General features: G+C 58.0%; 16 protein-coding genes. 9 read left to right on the plus strand and 7 right to left on the minus strand.

The features are described 5' to 3' along the window. Positions 1 to 22: 22 nt before the first annotated feature. Positions 23 to 655, minus strand: coding sequence for a protein-methionine-sulfoxide reductase heme-binding subunit MsrQ (locus tag GTQ55_RS14915; RefSeq protein WP_161859442.1), 633 nt, complete (start codon positions 653 to 655; stop codon positions 23 to 25). After that, complete coding sequence (gene msrP / locus GTQ55_RS14920) at positions 655 to 1,677, minus strand: protein-methionine-sulfoxide reductase catalytic subunit MsrP (protein ID WP_237567699.1); 1,023 nt, start codon at positions 1,675 to 1,677, stop codon at positions 655 to 657. Before msrP ends, GTQ55_RS14915 begins: the two co-directional genes overlap by 1 nt. A 391-nt stretch (positions 1,678 to 2,068) precedes the next feature. Here msrP and GTQ55_RS14925 point away from each other — a divergent pair, with 391 nt between their 5' ends. Further along, positions 2,069 to 2,215, plus strand: coding sequence for a lmo0937 family membrane protein (locus GTQ55_RS14925; protein ID WP_161859444.1), 147 nt, complete (start codon positions 2,069 to 2,071; stop codon positions 2,213 to 2,215). A gap of 86 nt (positions 2,216 to 2,301) precedes the next feature. Here the strand turns inward: GTQ55_RS14925 and GTQ55_RS14930 are convergent, their stop codons facing one another. After that, entirely contained in the window at positions 2,302 to 2,910 is a 609-nt protein-coding gene (locus GTQ55_RS14930) for a MarC family protein (RefSeq protein WP_161859445.1), read from the minus strand. Between the two features lie 69 nt (positions 2,911 to 2,979). Between GTQ55_RS14930 and aceK the strand changes: the two genes are divergently transcribed. The 3 genes from aceK (at position 2,980) to GTQ55_RS14945 (ending at position 6,482) form a co-directional block, all read left to right on the plus strand. After that, entirely contained in the window at positions 2,980 to 4,743 is a 1,764-nt protein-coding gene (aceK, locus tag GTQ55_RS14935) for a bifunctional isocitrate dehydrogenase kinase/phosphatase (RefSeq protein ID WP_161859446.1), read from the plus strand. A gap of 130 nt (positions 4,744 to 4,873) precedes the next feature. After that, positions 4,874 to 5,914: an AraC family transcriptional regulator gene (locus tag GTQ55_RS14940; RefSeq protein ID WP_161859447.1), complete on the plus strand. Its 1,041-nt coding sequence runs from the start codon at positions 4,874 to 4,876 to the stop codon at positions 5,912 to 5,914. A gap of 58 nt (positions 5,915 to 5,972) precedes the next feature. Further along, a complete protein-coding gene (locus GTQ55_RS14945) occupies positions 5,973 to 6,482 on the plus strand; it encodes a hypothetical protein (RefSeq protein ID WP_161859448.1) in 510 nt (169 codons plus the stop codon). 6 nt (positions 6,483 to 6,488) lie between these two features. Here GTQ55_RS14945 and ppk1 read toward each other — a convergent pair whose 3' ends face one another. Further along, on the minus strand, positions 6,489 to 8,630 hold the full coding sequence (gene ppk1 / locus GTQ55_RS14950; protein WP_237567700.1) for a polyphosphate kinase 1: 2,142 nt from the start codon (positions 8,628 to 8,630) through the stop codon (positions 6,489 to 6,491). 82 nt (positions 8,631 to 8,712) lie between these two features. Here ppk1 and GTQ55_RS14955 point away from each other — a divergent pair, with 82 nt between their 5' ends. Both GTQ55_RS14955 and GTQ55_RS14960 read left to right on the plus strand, forming a co-directional pair. Beyond that, positions 8,713 to 10,203, plus strand: coding sequence for a Ppx/GppA phosphatase family protein (locus tag GTQ55_RS14955; RefSeq protein WP_161859449.1), 1,491 nt, complete (start codon positions 8,713 to 8,715; stop codon positions 10,201 to 10,203). A gap of 7 nt (positions 10,204 to 10,210) precedes the next feature. Next, positions 10,211 to 11,701: a protein adenylyltransferase SelO gene (locus tag GTQ55_RS14960; RefSeq protein ID WP_161859450.1), complete on the plus strand. Its 1,491-nt coding sequence runs from the start codon at positions 10,211 to 10,213 to the stop codon at positions 11,699 to 11,701. Here the strand turns inward: GTQ55_RS14960 and GTQ55_RS14965 are convergent. Next, positions 11,685 to 12,902 (minus strand): endo-1,4-beta-xylanase, encoded by a 1,218-nt coding sequence (locus GTQ55_RS14965; protein WP_237567701.1) that lies wholly within the window; start codon positions 12,900 to 12,902, stop codon positions 11,685 to 11,687. The genes GTQ55_RS14960 and GTQ55_RS14965 overlap by 17 nt on opposite strands. Before the next feature lie 306 nt (positions 12,903 to 13,208). Between GTQ55_RS14965 and GTQ55_RS14970 the strand changes: the two genes are divergently transcribed. Next, positions 13,209 to 14,609: a glycoside-pentoside-hexuronide (GPH):cation symporter gene (locus GTQ55_RS14970; protein WP_161859451.1), complete on the plus strand. Its 1,401-nt coding sequence runs from the start codon at positions 13,209 to 13,211 to the stop codon at positions 14,607 to 14,609. Between the two features lie 25 nt (positions 14,610 to 14,634). After that, on the plus strand, positions 14,635 to 16,239 hold the full coding sequence (locus tag GTQ55_RS14975) for a glycoside hydrolase family 43 protein (RefSeq protein WP_202620630.1): 1,605 nt from the start codon (positions 14,635 to 14,637) through the stop codon (positions 16,237 to 16,239). A gap of 125 nt (positions 16,240 to 16,364) precedes the next feature. Here GTQ55_RS14975 and GTQ55_RS14980 read toward each other — a convergent pair whose 3' ends face one another. Further along, positions 16,365 to 17,042, minus strand: coding sequence for an NUDIX hydrolase (locus tag GTQ55_RS14980; protein ID WP_237567702.1), 678 nt, complete (start codon positions 17,040 to 17,042; stop codon positions 16,365 to 16,367). A 235-nt stretch (positions 17,043 to 17,277) separates the two neighbouring features. On the opposite strand from GTQ55_RS14980, the gene GTQ55_RS14985 reads away from it, so the two are divergent. Next, positions 17,278 to 17,691, plus strand: a complete 414-nt coding sequence (locus GTQ55_RS14985) for a DUF2147 domain-containing protein (protein ID WP_161859454.1) — start codon at positions 17,278 to 17,280, stop codon at positions 17,689 to 17,691. Positions 17,692 to 17,793: 102 nt separating this feature from the next. Here the strand turns inward: GTQ55_RS14985 and GTQ55_RS14990 are convergent, their stop codons facing one another. Continuing rightward, positions 17,794 to 19,320 (minus strand): MDR family MFS transporter, encoded by a 1,527-nt coding sequence (locus tag GTQ55_RS14990; RefSeq protein WP_237567703.1) that lies wholly within the window; start codon positions 19,318 to 19,320, stop codon positions 17,794 to 17,796. Positions 19,321 to 19,326: the final 6 nt, after the last annotated feature.

Consider the following 19,326-nt stretch of genomic DNA (forward strand, 5'->3'; position numbering starts at 1 on the left):
GCGCGCAACGGCCAGTCCAGACCTACCAGCTGCGCAAGGATCTAACCCAGCGCACCACAGACTGCCGTCGCCAGATCAGCAGAGCCAGGGCGATGGACAAATAAATCGCGGGCTCAATCCAGCCGCTCTTCACCGACCACCAGAAATGCCAGCAGACCAGCAACACGACCGGATACAGCACGCCGTGTAGCTTCTTCCAGTTCTTCCCCATCTTGCGCATCAGTACCGGCAGTGAGGTGACTGCGAGCGCAAGCAACATCAGCCACGCGGTGAAACCGAGCAGGATATAGGTGCGTTTGACCAGCTCGCTGCCAATGAGAGACCAGTCCAGCGCCAGGTCCAGCGCCAGCCAGGCACTAAAGTGCAGGCTGGCCCAGGTAAAACACCACAACCCGAGCGGTCTGCGCACTCGGTTCAATTGGCCGAAGTGCAGCGCACGCGCCAGCGGTGAGACCAGCAGTGTAAGCAGAAGCAGGCGCAGGGCCCCCATACCCAGGTAATGGATCAGCTCCTTTACCGGATCGCCGCCAAGGTCACCGCGATTGATGGCAACAAACAGCCACAACAGTGGCAGCAGCGCGCCTGCGTGTACGCAGACCTGTAGCACAATCACCAGCCGCTTGCGCCACGCCGTTTTATTCTCAGGGCGGCTCATCAGTAAAACTTTTTCAGGTTCATACCGGTGTAAAGGTCGGCCACGGCATCCGCGTATCCGTTGAATGGCAGCGTCTTCTGCCGCTTGGCCGCGAACAGGCCGCCGGGACCGATAAAGCGCTCACTGGCCTGAGACCAGCGCGGGTGATCCACCGCGGGATTCACATTGGCGTAGAAGCCGTACTCCTGTGGAGCCAGCTTGTTCCAGCTGGTCGGCGGCATACGCTCCACCAACTTGATTTTGACGATGGACTTGATCCCCTTGAAGCCGTACTTCCAGGGGACGACCAGGCGGATGGGCGCGCCATTCTGCGGCGGCAAGGTTTTGCCATACAGGCCCACGGAAAGAATGGTCAGGGGATGCATGGCTTCGTCCATCCGCAGGCCCTCCACATAGGGGTAATCCACCCCGCCCCCCACATAGCGATTGCGCTGTCCGGGCATCTGCTGCGGATCGTAGAGGGTCTCGAAGGCGACATATTTGGCGCGGCTGGTGGGAGCGAAGCGCTTCAGGAACTTGCCAAGTTCAAACCCCACCCAGGGAATCACCATGGACCAGGCTTCCACACAACGCATCCGGTAGATACGCTCTTCGAGACCGGATTCCTGCATCAGCTTCCATACATCCACCGTCGCCGGTTTCTCTACCTCGCCCTCCACGCGCAGGGTCCAGGGCTCCAGCTTCAGGGACTGGCTGTTCTCCGCCGGATCGGTTTTGCCGGTGCCGAATTCGTAAAAATTGTTGTAATTGGTGACCTTCGCTTCCGGCGTCAGAATCAGGTCCGGCGGCGGTTTGTGGGGGGAGAATGTGAGTGGCTTACGCACCGCAGCCTCTGTCTTGTCCGCCCCGAACAGGTCCAGGGCATGGGCATTGCGCGCGAGCAACAGACCACCGATACCGGCGCAAAGCCCCTTTATAACGGTGCGGCGGGAAACATACGCAGACTCCGGTGTGGTCTGCGCTTCAGTCAGGCTATGTCGCGGCGGTGATTTGATCAGCACGATATCTCTCCAGCGTGTCACAAATTAGAGCAGTACTTGTTGGTCGATTGAGCCGTGTTTTTCTTACAGCGGGCCTTGTAGCGCCTCATCTAACAGGCCTCACGGATGCCACAGTGCTTACGGATGATAGGTTCGAAGCGCCTGTTCTGGTCCTGTCTAAGAACCTTTCCCGATAACTTGGTTCAGGATTATTCCCGATTGCAATGCAGAACATTTTTCTTGGTGACCGGGGAAAATACAGTCTAATGTTTTAGAACCACGGTCACCTTCTACAGAAACCGTCGGGTGGCACTACGCGGACGGTGCTATCAGTAACCGCATCCACCGCGGCAGCCTGCCGAAACGCTGTGAAGCCGTGGCCATTGGCCCGACATAGCCAACCCCCCAACACTGACCCTATGAGGTAGCAAACATGCTTGAGACGATTATTGTCATACTTGTCGTGCTCTGGCTGCTGGGGCTCGTGAGCTCTTACACCATGGGTGGCTTTCTGCATGTATTACTGGTTATCGCCGTAATCCTGCTGATTCTACGCCTGGTGCGTGGACGCGGACCATAGCCTGATGCAAGTGCCCGCATTGCGGGATAAACCATAAAAAACGCCGGTGATCCGGCGTTTTTTATGGTCCGGGGAAAAGCAACGGCTCAGGTCATAAAAAATTGCTGCAACCCCACCAGAACATTGGTGGTGGCCACGGACGCGAGAATCAGGCCCATCACCCGGCTGACGATGCTGGCGCCGGAATTCCCGATCCACCGGAAGATCCAGTTCGCGGTCAGCAGCAATATCATTACGATACCCAGCACCGCGAGCATGGCGCTGGCAGTATTCGCCTGGTGAATGGGGTCGAAACGGTGATTGTCGGTGAGGACCACCGCCGCCAGCATGGCGCCGGGCGATGCGATGGAAGGTACCGCCAGCGGAAAGATCGCGGTCTCGTGACCCTCGCGGATGATTTCCACTTCCCGCTCGGGCTTGCCCTCGCCAAAGATCATAGTGAGGGCAAACAGAAACAGGACGATGCCGCCGGCCACCTGAAAGGCAGACAGGGGTACGCCTATCGCCTCCAGCAGATACTGCCCGAGCAACAGGAAAAACATGAGAATACCGGTAGCGACGGCCACCGCCAGAATCGCAATCTTGCGCCGTTGCCATTCACTGTGACGGCTGGTCACCGCAATAAAGACCGGCAGGGTACCCACCGGATCGATTACCGCAAAGAAAAAGACAAAGCTACTGATCCAATCGTCCAAGTGATCCCCCAGTTGCCCGTGCTACCATGCGCGAGATGGTATGAGCTTTGTTCCAATTGAGTCTAGTGCATGACAAACCATTCCCCGACCGCGCGCCGTATTGCAAAAACCATTCTCAATGGGTTTGATGCCTATTTTGCCGACTTCCAGAACATTACCCTGGGGGCCAAGGCGCGTTTTGAAACGGCGGCCTGGGCGGCGGTGCACGAGACCAACAAGGAGCGCATCGACCTCTATAAGGAAAAGGTCAATCAGGTACTGAAGCTGGTGCACTCGGTGACCAGCAAAGATACAACCCAGCTCGAACTCTGGGGACAGGCCAAGGCCACCTACGCCCAGCTGATTGCCAATAATAACAATTACGAAATAGCCGAGACCTTTTTCAACTCGGTGTTCTGTAGCCAGTTCCAGCACGCCAACATTCACGACAGCCATATCTTCGTGAAGTCCTCACGCGCGCCGGATGAGAAGCCCCTGCGGGACTACAGCATATACATCAGCTACAGCGGCCGCGACGGCCTGGAAGCGATGATCGAGGATATCCTCGCCGACTACAGCTTCTCCATCCCCTGGGAAGAGATGTCGCGGGACGTGAAGAATGTCTGCGAGGCCCTGCGCGACGGCCCGCTCGCTGGCAAACTGGAGAGTGAAGACGACGAACACCGGTTGCGGGTGGACATGCTGGAATCGGTGTTCTATCGCAACAAGGCTGCCTACCTGGTAGGGCGACTGATGTTTTCCGGCGAGGTGATCCCACTGATACTGCCGTGCCTGAATAATGGCCGTGGCAATATATTTGTGGATACACTCATCTACGACAACGATTCCACCAGTATCATTTTCAGTTTTACCCGCTCCTATTTCATGGTGGATGCGCCGATTCCCTCGCGCTTTGTACGCTTCCTTTCCACCATCATGCCACTCAAGGAAAAGTCGGAGCTTTACAACTCCATCGGCTTCCATAAACACGGTAAAACGGAGTTCTACCGGCACATCCTGGCGCACATGAAGGTCAGCAACGACAAGTTCATCATTGCCCCCGGTATCAAGGGAATGGTGATGAGCGTATTTACGCTGCCTTCCTACCCGGTGGTATTCAAGGTCATCAAGGATAAGTTCGACAATCCGAAAACCGTCACCGAAGAGATTGTGCGGGAAAAGTACAAGTTTGTATCCCGCGCCGACCGGGTGGGACGCATGGCGGACACCCAGGAATATACCAACTTTATTTTTTACCGGAATCGCTTCAGCGAGGAACTCCTGCACGAACTGATGACGCTCGCACCTTCCAAGCTCCACGTGGATGAGAAATGGGTCATCATCCGGCACCTGTATGTTGAGCGCCGTATGGAGCCGCTCAACCTGTACCTGGATGAGGCCGACGAGCAGCAGACCATCGAAGCCATGGAAGAGTACGGCAACGCCATCAAACAGCTGGCCGCTGCGAACATTTTCCCCGGCGATATGCTGCTGAAAAACTTCGGGGTCACCCGTCACGGTCGCGTGGTGTTTTACGACTATGACGAGCTATGCCCGCTGACCGAGTGCAATTTCCGCAAAATACCCGAGCCCCGGACGGCGGAGCAGGAGCTGGCGGACCGGCCCTGGTACACCGTGGCAGAAGCAGACGTATTCCCGGAGGAATTCCGCCTGTTTTTCTCTGGGAATCCGGTGGCTCGCAAAGCGTTTGAAGATCAGCACAGCGATCTCTACGACTACCACTACTGGCAGCGGCTACAAGAGCGTATTCGCGCCGGCCGGGTGGAGAGTACCTTTCCCTACCGTCGCAAGGTCCGTTTTCATCGCTTGCCGATCAAACGCACTGCGCGTTGAAGCACCGTCTACGCTTGCCCGGGCGTCCCAGATTCAGTAAAAATGACGAACCGGTTTTCGGTTGGACAATAATCACGAGTAGTGATGACCGCTCATTCGCCAGAAAAATAATAAGACCCTGGGAGCAGTGATGGACTTTGACGCACGCCTGATTCCCCTGCACCGCCACCCGCTGGGGTTTATCGAGGTTTTCAGCGAGCTCGGCGCCCCGCTCACGGCCCTGCTCAAAGGCACCGGCATTTCCCCCACCATGTTCGAAATGCAGGAAGCCCGCATCAGTTATCATCAGTGGCAGGCCCTTCTCAGCAATGGTGTTCGCCTGTGTCAGCACCCGCAACTGGGGCTGATCACAGGACTGAAGTTTCACTGGAGTTTCTGGGGGCCACTGGGACGAATGGTCGACTGCAGCCCCAGCCTCAAGGACATCGCGGAATCCTTCCGCCGTTACATGGTCGCGGTGCAGCCGTTTTACGCGCTGCATGCAGCCCGTTCGAATTCCTATCTGGACAAGGGCAATCGTGTCGTAGAGCCTATCAACTACGCCACATCACAGGACGCCGACCCGGTTTTGAGGGATTTCGTGCGTCAATTCCGCCTCGCTACCACACTGCGTCTCTGGGACGAATGCGGCAATAAATCCGTTGCAGACCCGGATATTCATGTGCGCCTGGATTTTCCGCAGCCTTCGAGTTACGAGTTTTACCAGAAGCTGCCGTGCCAGTCCCTACAGTTCGGTTGCGAGGAATCCTCCATATCGGGAAGTATCGAGCTGGTCTTCAAAAAATTCCGCCCCCTGCGCCTGCGCACTTATGAGCGACTGCAGCGAGAGTGCGAACAGGAGCTGGACCAGTTTTCCGGTAACTTCAGCTTCGCGGAACGGGTGCGCTGGCATATGCGGTCGAATTTCACCCCAACTCTGGAACTGAACCAGGTTGCAGAGCAGTTACAGATTGCACCGCGCGCCCTGTCGCGCCGGCTAGCCACCGATGGCGAGACATTCCGTTCACTGCTGCATGAAATCCGCATGGAAATCGCACTGCACCACCTGCGTCACTCGTGTCTTGCGGTAGAGGAAATTGCAGACTATACCGGATTCTCCTGCGCCTCGAGTCTGCGTCGAGCGGTAAAAAACTGGAGCGGAAAAACCGCAAATGAGCTGCGCACCGGCTGACGGTGGGCAATCACAGGCTATAGTTAGATAAGCGGATTGGTACCGATGGAGGTAGTAAGTGCGGTATTTCGGCTGTGGCGCCCTGTGCGTCGGTGTGACGCTGTGGGGCCTGTCGATGAGTGGGTGCGGATACCTGCCCAGCGAGATGGAGCCCGATCCCAAAACCGACAAGTCAAAGCCACCGGAGGCTGTGGCCGGTGTGTACATGCATGCCGCCAGCTGTGCCACCCGTGCCAAGGGTTACAAGTTACTCAACTTCGAAGACCTCTACGACGCGACCGGCGACCCGCGCCATCCATTTCGGCCTGCTGCCGGCGTGCCCAACAAATACGATGTGCGCGCCTATGTCTGGGGATACGACAACTGCCTGGAAAAAGGGACTTGTCAGCACGGCGACCATTACTGGCTGATCAACCGCGGGCCGGATGGGGACTTTTCCACCTGGGTGGTCACGCCACAATTCCCCCGTATCACCATCGAGTCACGCTGCAAGGATCAGCTGAAAGTAGGCAAGCGCTACCGGCTATCGTTTGATAACGGCAAGCTGGTCGGCTTCAGCCTGAACTGATCGCTGTTACACCTCAAGCTTCTTCAGGTAACGATAGATCGCATCCTGTGAGCGCACATTGCGCTTGCTGTTGCGGTTAGCGATACGACCGTTGCTCTGATCCTCGTCCAGCACCCGTGCTTTCTGGTTGTCTTGCCACTGTAATTCAAGGATATCCAGCACGGTTTTGCGGTGTGCGGCGGACAATAACGGAAATGTCACCTCGACCCGGTGATCCAGGTTGCGCGTCATCAGGTCAGCCGATGACAGGTAAACCCGTGCATCACCACCGTTGTGAAAAGCGTAAACCCGCGCATGCTCCAGGTACTTGTCTACCAGGCTGATGACCTTGATGTTGTCAGACAGGCCTTTGGTCTGGCACAGCAGTGCACACATGCTGCGCACGATGATGCGGACCTGCACCCCGGCAATACTGGCGCGGTACAGGTGGTCGATAACTTCCGAATCCACCAGATTGTTGCACTTGATAAAAATCTCCGCGGGTTCGCCGGCGGCCGCCGCGGCAATTTCCCGGTCGATGCAGGCCAGTATGTTTGGCCGGTTGGTGTGCGGTGACATCCAGATATGGTGATAATCCGGCTGCAAGTGAGGCTGTTGGATAAAGTCGAAAACCCGGTACGCATCTTCACCCAGCTTGTCGTCGCTGGATAGCAGGCTGAAATCGCAGTAAAAGCGCGCGGTGCTTTCGTTGAAATTGCCCGTACCAAAATGACTGTAATAGCGGTCGCGACCACCCTCCTCGCGCACAATGGAAATCAGTTTGCAGTGCACTTTGAGGCCGGGCACACCATAGATAACCTCGACGCCGGCATCACTCAACTCATTCGACCAGTGGATATTGGCCTGTTCGTCGAAACGTGCCTGCAGTTCCACCACGGCAATCACCCGCTTCTGGTTGCGCACGGCATTCACCAACGCCGCCACCACCCGCGAGTTCTGTGCCACCCGGTACAGATTGATACGGATTTCACGTACCTTCGGGTCAATCGCTGCTGAGGCCAACAACTTGGTGATCACCCGGAAATCATGATACGGGTAGTAGCAGAGCCGGTTACTCTCCCGCAGCCAGTCAAAGATATTGGCGCTGTCAGGCAGCGTAGGGAGGGGTTTGATTTTCCGATAGGTATGCTGCTTCAGGTCCGCCGGGAAGCTCATAAAATCTTTCGAATTGTGATAGCGGCCACCGGGGGTATAGCTGTCGTAACGCCCCATTTTCAGCTTTTTCTTGATCAGCTGTAACAGCACTTCCGGCATGGTGGAGTCGTATACCAGGCGAACCGGCTCGGCCTGCTTGCGCTTCTTCAGTGACTTTGCCAGTCGATCGACAATATTCTGGGTGACGTGCTCCCCCAGCTCCAGCTCCGCATCACGGCTGATCTTGAAGGTGTAGGCTTCGGCCCTTTCGATCGGCAGCACAAACCGGAACACGTCCACGAGACAGGCGCGGATCACGTTGTCGAGCACGATATACACCTTCTCATGGCAATTCTCCCGATGTGGAATCGCAACGAAGCGCGGGAGGATATCGGTAGGCAGCTCAAGACCGGCAAAGCGCAGGCTGCCGTCTTCAAGTTCCAGGTAAATCCCGAAGTAAATGCTCGCTTCGTTGAGAAGCGGCATGGTATCCCGGTCATCGATAAAAAACGGCTCCAGCTCCGGCAATACCTCGCGGTGGAAGTACTCCTCGACATACACGCGCTGGTTGTCGGTGAGCTGGCGCTCGTTGATGACGTGGATATTATTGTGGCCCAGGTCTTCCAGCGCCTTGGTATAGGCGCTGCCAAAGCGGGCCTGCAGGCGCAGCACCTTCTCGTTGATATTGCCGAGCAGTTCGGAGAAATGCTCCTTTTTCTTGCTGCCCTTGGCAAATGTGGCCAGGCGCCGCACATCCGCCACCCGCACCCGGTAGAATTCGTCCAGATTGTTGGAGAAGATGCCAAGGAAGCGTACCCGCTCAATTATGGGCACGCTCGCATCCTCCACCTCCTGCAGCACACGCGCATTGAAGGAGAGCCAGCTCAGCTCCTTGGGGTACAGGGGAATGTCTTTTGCCATACTCTCTACTGCATTCTCCGGTGAACCCGCCCCCATGCGCCCCTCTTCGGAGCTGGACAGGGCTGTTGGCAGAGCAAAGTTGTTGGGTTTCAAACTGTTGGACGCTCTCAAAAGCCATAGGTCATGACTGCACAGTTTGCTACATTTTTGTTACAACATTTTGACAACCATAAACATGACAGCCGATACCGCCCCTGAAACCAGTCACGAACGCTACGCCGCCCTGGATCTCGGGTCCAACAGTTTTCACCTCCTGCTGGCAGAATTTCGCGATCAACGCATGGTCCGCCTGCACACCGACCGGGCCATGGTGCGCCTGGCAGAAGGGCTGGACAGCGAGCGCAACCTTGCCCCGGAGGTGGCCGAGCGCGCGTTGGAAGCTCTGCGCCGCTTCGCCCCGGTGATCCAGGATCTGCCACTCGACAATGTACGGGTAGTGGGCACCAATACTCTGCGCGCCGCCAGCACCCACGCCGACGGGTTTCTTGAGGCCGCGGAGGCAATCCTCGGCGCGCCCATCGAAATCATTTCCGGTATAGAAGAGGCACGCCTGATTTATTCGGGGGTAATGGCCGCAGCCGAGGGAACACCCAGCCTGCGTTGCGTGGTGGATATTGGCGGCGGTTCTACCGAACTGGTGCGTGGCGTGGAAAAGCCCAGGTTGCTGCAAAGCATCAATATGGGTTGCGTGGCGTTCAACCGACGATTTTTTGAAAGCGGAAAAATTGACGCCAGCAAACACAATAATTTTGTGCGCGCACGCCGCGCCGCCCAGGCGGAGCTGCAGGAGCTGCAGCATATGGCCGATGACGCTCTGGTAATGGGCGCCTCCGGAACCGTCAAATCCGTGGCGCGGGTACTGAACGACGGCGAGTTACTGCCGATACAACGCGACGATCTGGAAAAGCTCGCGGGCAGGGTTGCGGCATGCAAGACTGTCGAGGCAATCGATCTTCCCCATCTAAACCCACAGCGGCGCCCGGTGTTTGCCGCCGGGCTCGCCATCCTGCACGGTATTTTTCGCGAACTGGATATCCAGCAGATGCATATATCGCCCTACGCCATTCGCGAGGGTATCGTCCATGACCTGGCTGGCCGCGCCGCCGGTGGGGACCGCCGCGCGGATACAGTGACCAACCTGATGGAGCGCGGCGAAATCGATCCCGACCAGGCAAAGCGCGTAGCCAATACCGCTCTGCAATTTCTCGGCCAGCTCAACCCACATTCCCTGGTCGCCCAGCGGCGCCTGCTGCACTGGGCCGCGGACCTGCACGAGCTCGGCCTTATCCTCTCCCATAGCAGCTTCCGCAAACTGGGGGCCTATATGATCGAGCACGCCGATATGGCGGGTTTCAGCAAAAGTGAACAGGAAAACCTGGCTTACCTGGTGCGCAACCAACGCGGCGATATCAAGGTAATACAGGAGCACTATGGTTTTCACCCCGGTAACGAGCTGCTACTGTGCCTGCGTCTTGCCTGCATCGTGCACCGGGATCACGTGGACCGCAGCATCGACAGCCTGCAACTCTCCGCCGACGGCCCCGGCTTTCGCCTGGAAGTTCCCGAGCGCTGGCTGCATGAAAACCCGGCGATTGAGGACCTTCTGGCACTGGAAGTGGAATGCTGGGAAGACAAAAACATCAAACTAACCCTGAAACAAACCTAGGCAGCTCGTGAGCAAACCCGGCCCCAGCAAGAAATCCCTCAAGCAACTCCACCTGCAGCATCATTACGCAGACCTTGGGGAGGTATTCGGCACCTTTACCGCCCCCACGCCGATACGCAATCCACATATCATTCATATCAATAAATCGGTGATGCGCCTGCTGGGCATTGATCCGGCCGAGGCAGATAATCCCGACTGGGCGCAGCTGACTTCGGGAAACAAGCTGTTTTCCGGCAGTAAGCCTTTCGCCATGAAATATACCGGCCACCAGTTCGGTGGCTACAACCCGGAGCTGGGTGATGGCCGCGCGTTGTTATTGGGCGAAGTGGAAAACGAAGGCAAACGCTGGGATCTTCACCTGAAGGGCGCCGGGAAAACTCCCTACTCCCGCTTTGGCGATGGTCGCGCGGTATTGCGCTCGACCATTCGCGAATACCTGGCCGGGGAAGCGCTGACGGCGCTGGGCATCCGCAGTACCCGCGCACTCTGTATTGCGGGAAGCAGTGAACCGGTTGCGCGGGAAACAATGGAAACCGGCGCGGCTCTGATACGTGTGGCCCGGAGTCATATTCGTTTCGGGCATTTCGAGTACCTCTTTTACACGCGCCAGCTGGAGGCGCAGAAGAAACTCGTGGAGTTTGTGTGCGCAGAGTTTTTGCCAGAGTCGATCGACAAACCCATTCAGGATCAGGCGGAAGCACTGCTGCGTTTTACCGTACGGCGCAGTGCCGAACTGGCGGCAGGCTGGCAGTCGGTGGGTTTCGCCCACGGGGTACTGAACACGGATAATATGTCGATCATTGGCGATACCTTTGATTTCGGCCCTTACGGTTTCCTGGACGACTACGAGCCGGGCTTTATCTGCAACCACTCCGACCACACCGGCCGCTATGCATTTGATGCGCAGCCGGGCGTGGTGCTGTGGAACCTGAACGCCCTGGCCCATGCATTTTCTTCCCTGCTGGATACGGAAGTACTGAAAGACTGCCTCGGGCAGTTTCAGCCGCTGCTGATCGAGCATTACGCGGAATTGATGCGGGCGAAGATGGGCCTGGCGGCGGAGGACGATGGCGATCAGCAGCTGTGTGCCGACCTGTTGCAGCTGCTGGAGCAGGGACGCGTGGACTACTCGCTGTTTTTCCGCGCCCTCAGCCACTACAGCGGCGAGCGCCCCGCGGCCACACTGGAATCACTGGTCCCGCCATCGGAGCACGACGCGCTGGGGAGCTGGTTGCGGCGCTACGACCAGCGCCTGCAAAAAGAGACGCGCCCCGCGCAGGACCGCAGTCGCGCGATGCTGGCAACCAATCCCAAGTTTGTGCTGCGCAACTACCTGGCGCAACGCGTCATCGAGGCCGCAGAGGCTGGCGATTACCAGCCCCTGGGGATTCTCTTTGACCTGCTGCAGGCACCGTTTGCAGAGCACCCCGGGTTCGAGGCATGGGCGGAAGCGCCGACCGACGCCGGCAAGCATTTGCCGATCAGCTGCTCTTCCTGACTGACGTTTTCAAGCCGGCAATTGCGCGGTACGCCTGCTTGGGGTTCCCATCCCGGTCGAAGAGCAACGGGTAGTTGGTGCGCCCCCTAACCGGCCAATCATTCTTCCAGGACTCCCCGTCTGTGGTACCCCACAGGGAAACCCGGCGGATCTTGTCCTTGTGTTTCAGAAACAGACGGAACAGCGATTCATACCGCGCCGCCAGCTCGTCCACGACATTTTGCGGAAGCCCCTCGGCGAAGGGGTTGAGTTCGTCGGAATATTCAAAATTGGTAGAGATCTCGGCCCCCATGTAGTCGTAGGCCTGGGGCAGCACATCCACATCCAGTTCGGTAATGTGCACATCCAGGCCGGCGGCGGCGATGGTTTCGATACTCGCCTCCAGCCTGGCAATTTCCGGGTCGCTAAGGTGCACGTGTGCCTGCATGCCCACGCCGTGAATGGGCATGCCGCGGCTGCGGAATTTCGTAATCTGCGCCAACGCGAAATCCCGCTTCGCCGGTATCGTCATGTTGTAGTCGTTGTAGAGCAGCTCCGCATTCGGATCCACCTCCCGCGCCAGGTGGAAGGCGCGCGAGAAATAGTCCTCGCCCTGGGACTTGTACCAGTGGCTCTCGCGCCACTGGCCTTCGTCGGTCACCGCCTCATTGACCACATCCCAGGCGTGGATCTTGCCGCGGTAGCGCCCGGCCAGGGTGGCGATGTGGGTTTCCATGGTTTTATTCACATCCGCCGCCGGACGCAGCCGGCCGTGGCCGTCGACAAACACCGACTCCGGTATCTGCGAGTGCCACACCAGGGTGTGGCCGATGTTGTACATGCCGTTGCGGTGGCCATAGTCGACAAAGTGGTCCGCACGCTGCCAGTCCCAGGTTTCCGCGTCCGGGTGCACCTCCTCCCACTTCATCGCGTTTTCCGCCGTAATGGCACTGAACTCCCATGCCACCAGCGCCTCGATATCCGGGTTTTGCCCCAGCAGTGTGGTGTTGGACAGGGCGGTGCCCAGCTTGAAGTCACCGGAGAGGAGCCCGGCCAGCCCGGTGCCTTCGCTCCTGCCGGAAGCTGCCTGCGCCAGCAGGCGACCCGGCATTGCACTGCCGGTCACCAGCCCGACCGCCGCCGCGGACAGCATGGTGCGCATAAAGCGGCGCCGCTGGTGGTTCAGGTCGCCGCCCGGTTTACCGGTTGCTGAATTAGTCACTGAATCTCTCATCGCATTTCTTCCATCATTCGATTGTTTTGCTTATTTATTGATCGCTACGCGAAAGGATATCGCCGGGTGTAAAACGCTAGACAGCCCGGACCGCTGTGTTATAGTCAACAAGACTATTATGATAATCCGTTGAAAGCCACCACAAAATATCCGCCGGTTCAGCCTCGGCTGTGAGACGATCAACTGGATAGCAGAAACAATAACAACACCGGCTCGGGCAGCCATGCGCTTGACTCACAGACCGGTAGCGATCGAATTAGCGATCGATAAAAATAAAAAAACTGAGAGAAAACCATGCAATCGTCAGCGATCAGTATCCGCGAGAAAATCGGCTACGGCCTGGGTGATACCGCCAGCAACATTGTGTTTCAGGTGGTGATCAATTTCCTGCTGGTGTTTTACACCGATGTGTTCGGCATCTCAGCGGCGGCCGCAGGCACCCTGCTGCTGGTGGTACGCATCTTCGACGGCATTACCGACCCGGTAGTCGGCGGCATGGCGGACCGCACCCGTTCGCGCTGGGGACGCTACCGTCCCTACCTGCTCCTGATGGCCCTGCCCTATGCCGGGCTGGCGGTGCTGGCCTTCACCACCCCGGACCTGGGGGAAAACGGCAAGCTGGTTTACGCCTATATTACCTACACCCTGCTGATGACCGTGTACACCGCGATCAACATCCCCTACTCCGCACTCGGCGGGGTGATCACCGAAGACACCACTGAGCGCGCCTCCATCCAGTCCTACCGCTTTGCCATGGCCATGGTAGGCGGCGCACTGGTATCCGCGCTGACCCTGCCGCTGGTCAACCTGCTGGGACAGGGTGACAAAGCCTTCGGCTACCAGATGGCCATGGCGGTGATGGCCGCGGTTGCGGCCCTGTGTTTCTTTGTGTGCTTCTGGTCCACCCGCGAGCGGGTACAACCGGAGGCCGACGAGAGTGGCGCCGACAAGTTTAACGTGAAGAATTTCGCCGGGGATTTTTTCAACCTGTTCCGCAACAGCCAGTGGGCAATCCTTGCCGGGGCTACATTCTTCCTGCTGGTCCTGGTGGCCATGCGCGGCGCGGTTACGCCTTTCTATGTGACTTACTACTTCCAGTCCGAGAGTTTGGTCAGCATGTTCGTCACCCTGCCCATGCTGGCGGGCGTGGCGGGCGCCGTGAGTACCAACTTCCTGACCAAACGTTTCTGTAAGGTGCGACTGTTCAACTGGTCGATGATCGGCGTGATCGTTACTCACGCGGCGCTACTGCCTCTCGGGCGCAACCAGGTTTACGTGGCGCTGGCGCTGGCCATGGCCGCCAACTTCGTCCATATGATTGCCATCCCGCTGGTGTTTTCCATGGTGCCGGATGCGGTGGACTGGTTTGCCAGCAAGGGACATGCGAAAAAAATGGCCATGGCCTATTCCGGTCACCTGATGGCACTGAAACTCGGCCTCGCCGTTGGCGGTGCCTGCGCGGGCTGGCTGCTGGGTTATTTCGACTACGTACCCAACGCCGAGCAGAGCGAACGCACGCTCAACGGCATTGTCCTGATTTACGCGGCGGGCCCGGTGATCTGCACCCTGATCACCATGGCTATTTTCCGTCGCTACCTTCTGACCAACGCGGTCATGGCAGCCGGCGAGTCCGATGTGCAGGCAGCGGATGACAACGACAACCCACCCAAAACTGCCTCTGCGGTTTCCAACTGAACCTGATTGTAGAAGTAAGGACGTGATGAACAATCCAATTCTGAAAGGCTTCAACCCCGACCCATCCATTATTCGGGTGGGCGAGGACTACTACATCGCCACCTCCACCTTCGAGTGGTACCCCGGCGTTCAGATTCATCACTCGAAGGATCTGGTGAACTGGCGGCTGGTCAGCCGGCCGCTGAATCGGGAAGCGCTGCTGGACATGCGCGGCAACCCCGACTCCTGCGGTGTGTGGGCGCCCTGCCTTTCCTACAGCGACGGCCTGTTTTACCTGGTGTATACCGATGTAAAACGCTTCAATGGCAGCTTCAAGGACGCGCACAATTACATCACCACCTGCGACACCATCGATGGCGAGTGGAGCGATCCGACGTACATCAACAGCAGTGGATTCGACCCGTCGCTGTTTCACGATGACGACGGCCGCAAATGGTTTATGAACATGGTGTGGGACCACCGCAGCGGCAAAAACCCGTTCGGCGGTATCCTGCTGCAGGAGTATGATCCCGTTGAGAAGAAACTGGTGGGACCCATCACCAATATTTTCCGCGGTACCGAGGCGGGCCTGACCGAGGCTGCGCATATCTACCGTCGCAACGGTTACTACTACCTGCTTACCGCCGAGGGCGGCACCGGCTACGAACACCGCATGACCTTTGCCCGCTCGGAGAAAATTGAGGGGCCCTATGAAGTAGACCCGCAGGGTTATTTCCTGACGTCTGTGGATAACCCGGACCTGGTGCTGCAGCGCTCCGGTCACGGCGACTTTGTGGAGACGCCCCAGGGAGAGATTTTCGCGGTGCACCTGAGCGCCCGCCCACTGCCGGGGCTGAAGCGCAGCCCCATGGGTCGCGAGACCGCCATCCAGCGCGCAGTGTGGAGCGACGATGGCTGGCTGCGTCTGGCCCACGGCAACAACCAGCCCCGCGCCACGGTGGACGCACCGGACCTGCCCCCGCACCCCTGGCCCGAAGACCCGGCACGGGACGATTTTGACAGTGCGGAACTGCCCATGCATTACCAGTGGTTGCGCTCGCCCTATCCGAAGAATTTCTACAGCCTGGATGACCGCCCCGGCCATCTGCGCCTGTTCGGCAAGCAGTCGATTGGCAACGAGTTTGAGCAGGCGCTAATTGCGCGGCGCCAGCAGGCATTCTGCTACACGGCCACTACCCGGGTTGAATTCGAACCGCAGACGTTCCAGCAGTTGGCCGGTATCACCTGCTATTACAACGGGCAGAAATTCCACTACCTGTATATCTCCCACGACGACGAGCACGGCAAGCACCTGGGCATCATGAGCCACAGCGAGGGCGAGGTTACCAGTGTGCAGTTCCCGCTGGGGAATTACGGTTCCGGTGACGAGAAAGTAGTTCCGGTACCGACAGGCACACCGATTTACCTGCGCGCGCAGGTTGCCTTTGAAAAGCTGGATTTCCTCTGGTCAACCGATGGGGAAAACTGGCAGAAGGTAGGGGAAACGCTGGATTACAGCATCGTCTCCGACGAGGCGGGTCGCGGCGAGGGCGCCAGTTTTACCGGCGCTTTTGTGGGCATGGCCTGCCAGGATATTTCCGGGGCCAACTGCCCCGCCGACTTTGATTTCTTCGAGTATCTTGAGCAGTAAAAGGCTGGTTGAAATCAAGGCCTGAAAACTTCCCAGTTTTCAGGAGCTACTGGTGAGTAGTCTCTCTCAAAGACCTGTTGCCCGGAGCCTGACCGCTCCGGGCTTTTTTGTTGTTCCCGCACGTCCTACACTTCGAATACGAAGCCCTGCTCGGTCAGGTCCTTGTAGACCCTGAGGTCGAACCGGTACAGGTTTGCCGCGCGATAGCTCACCCCGGACTGTTTCTCATCGGTGGAGACCAGCAGGTTCATTTTCATCATCTTGCGACGAAAATTGGGCTTGTCGAGGGTGATATCCAGCACCGCCTCATACAAACGCTGCAGTTCCAGCAGGGTAAATTTTTCCGGCAACAGATTGAAGCCGATAGGTTCGTGGCGCACCTTGTGTTTGAGCCGCGCCAGCGCCGCTGTCAGTATCCGCTGATGATCAAAAATCAGCTCCGGGGTTTCCCGCACATTCACCCATTGCGCGTCCATTTCTGACTTACCCGCTGACAATACATGTGCATCGGAACGTACCAGGGCAAAGAAAGCCACGGTGATAATACGCTCACCGGGATGCCGGGTTAGCTCGCTGAAGGCGTGCAGCTGTTCGAGGAAAATATCTTTGACGCCGGTGCGATCCTGCAGCACCCGGCTGGCGGCCTGTTCCAGGGTTTCGTCCAGCTGCAGCCAATCTCCCGGCAGCCCCCAGCGGCCGCGACTTTCGCCCTCGCCGTGTTTGACGATCAGCACTTTCAGCTCGCCGTCGTCGAAGCCAAAAATGACATTGTCCACTGTAAGTGCGTGTTTCGGGGTATCCATATTTCTATTAGAGAGATCCGCTTGTGGCCATGTCTCCGGCATACACTTCGCCGGCGCGTTATTTTAATTGCGTAAAACTGCGGATTATTCCACAGATACCGGTACTTGGCAGCGCCAGCGATATTTCGCTCCGGCACCGGCACCGTGAACATCTACACTAAAATGGAAGCCCCGAGGCAGAAACCGACCAGATAAGGTGTTATGGTCACACCTTGTTTTAGCGATGGACCCCACTATGAAGACTCTACTCATTGCCTTTACATCCCTGTTGTTTACCACCCAGCTGGCGTTTGCCGATGTGGTGGGACGCTGGAAGACCATTGACGACGAAACCGGACAGGCCAAGTCAATCGTCGAGATCTACGAACAGGACGGCAAGTACTTCGGGCGCGTTGTGGATCTGCTGATGAAACCGGACGATACCGTGTGCGACGCCTGTCCGGGCGACAAGAAAGGCAAGAAGATTGTTGGCATGAATATCGTCACCAATATGGTGAAGAAAGGCGACGTCTACGAGGGCGGCCAGATTCTCGACCCGACTAAAGGCAAGGTCTACGACTGCAAGATGTGGGAAGAAAACGGCAACCTGATGGTGCGAGGATACCTCGGGTTCTTCTATCGCACGCAGACCTGGTATCCGGCCAAATAGGCACGCGCTCCCCGGGAGCGCTGGTGGCGGCCGGGCACAGGGCCGCCAATGGGCTTCCAGTGGATAGCGCTAAGCTCCCACCGCAACGAACGTTGCGGTGCGTCATCCATGCCGGTCCGGATTTCTCAACAAAAACACCAGCGGCATCGCCAGCATGTTGATCCACATCAGCATCTGAAAATCATTCACGTAGGCGATTTCCGCGGCCTGCCGCGTTACCTCTTCCATTAACGCACCCGGTAGCGCCGCGATCGAGTCGGCCGCCGGCAGGCCGTTCAATGTTCCCGCTGGCAACTGCACCCGTTCACCCAGTTGCTGCTGGTTGATCCACAGGTTGCGCGTCAGTGCCGCCATGACGATGGACACGCCGATACTGCTGCCCAGGTTCCGCGACAGGCTGAACAACGCCGTCGCCTCACCGCGGAAACGCGGTTCAAGTGTCGCGTAGGCCAGGGTGGAAATCGGAACAAAAACCAGCCCCAGCCCGAGTCCCTGCACCACCCCGGTATAAATAAGGTCACGCTGGCCCACCTGCAGGTTAAACCCGGTCATTTCCCACAGGGAAAAGGACACCAGTCCCATCCCCAGCAGAATCAGCGCGCGCGCATCAAACCGTTGCATCAGCTTGCCGACCACCATCATGGATATCATGGTACCGACACCGCGCGGCATCAGGACCAGGCCGGTGGTAACCACCGGGTAGCCTTTCCACTGCTGCAAAAACGGCGGCAGCAGCGCCATGGTGGCGAGAAGGATAATGCCCACGATAAAAATGAAAATGAGCCCGGAGACATAATTGCGGTCGCGAAAAAGTTCCGGTGACAGGAACGGTGTGGACGTGGTGCGCGAATGCACCAAAAACAGGTACAACCCCAGTACCGCGGCAATGGCGTACAGCTGGATTTCCAGCGCCTCGAACCACTCCACCTGCTCACCGCGGTCCAGCAACATTTGCAACGCACCCACTGCGAGCGCCAACAGGCCAAAGCCAAGACCATCAAAACGCTGCCTGCGGGTTTCACTTTCCGGCACACAGAAATAGATCCCGAGCATGGAAAGAATGCCGAATGGCAGGTTGATGTAAAACACCCAGCGCCACGAGTAATACTCGGTGAGCCAGCCACCCAGTGTGGGGCCGAGCACCGGCCCGATCATCACACCCACGCCCCAGATACTCATGGCGGATGCATGTCGCTCTTTGGGGAAGGTGTCCAGCAAGGTGGCCTGGGACAACGGCACCAGCGACGCACCGAACAGCCCCTGCAGCAGTCGCCACAGGATCATTTCGTTCAGGCTGCCAGCCTGGCCGCACAGCATCGAGGTAACGGTAAAGCCACCCACAGACCACAGGAAAACCTGTCGGCGGCCGAAACGCTGTGCCAGGTACCCCACCGGTGGTGTCATGATCGCCGCGGCGACAATGTAGGAGGTAAGCACCCAGGTGATCTGGTCACTGCCAGCACCGAGGCTGCCCTGCATGTGCGGCAGCGCCACATTGGCGATGGTGGTATCCAGCACCTGCATGATGGTGGCAAGCATGATGCTGACGGTGATCATTGCCTCGCCGCCAAATGCCCTGCGCTGTGTGCCCGGCGCCGTGATGGTGCCGGCCTGTGCCTGCTGACTCATAATGCG

Source organism: Microbulbifer hydrolyticus, assembly GCF_009931115.1.
Classification (GTDB): domain Bacteria; phylum Pseudomonadota; class Gammaproteobacteria; order Pseudomonadales; family Cellvibrionaceae; genus Microbulbifer; species Microbulbifer hydrolyticus.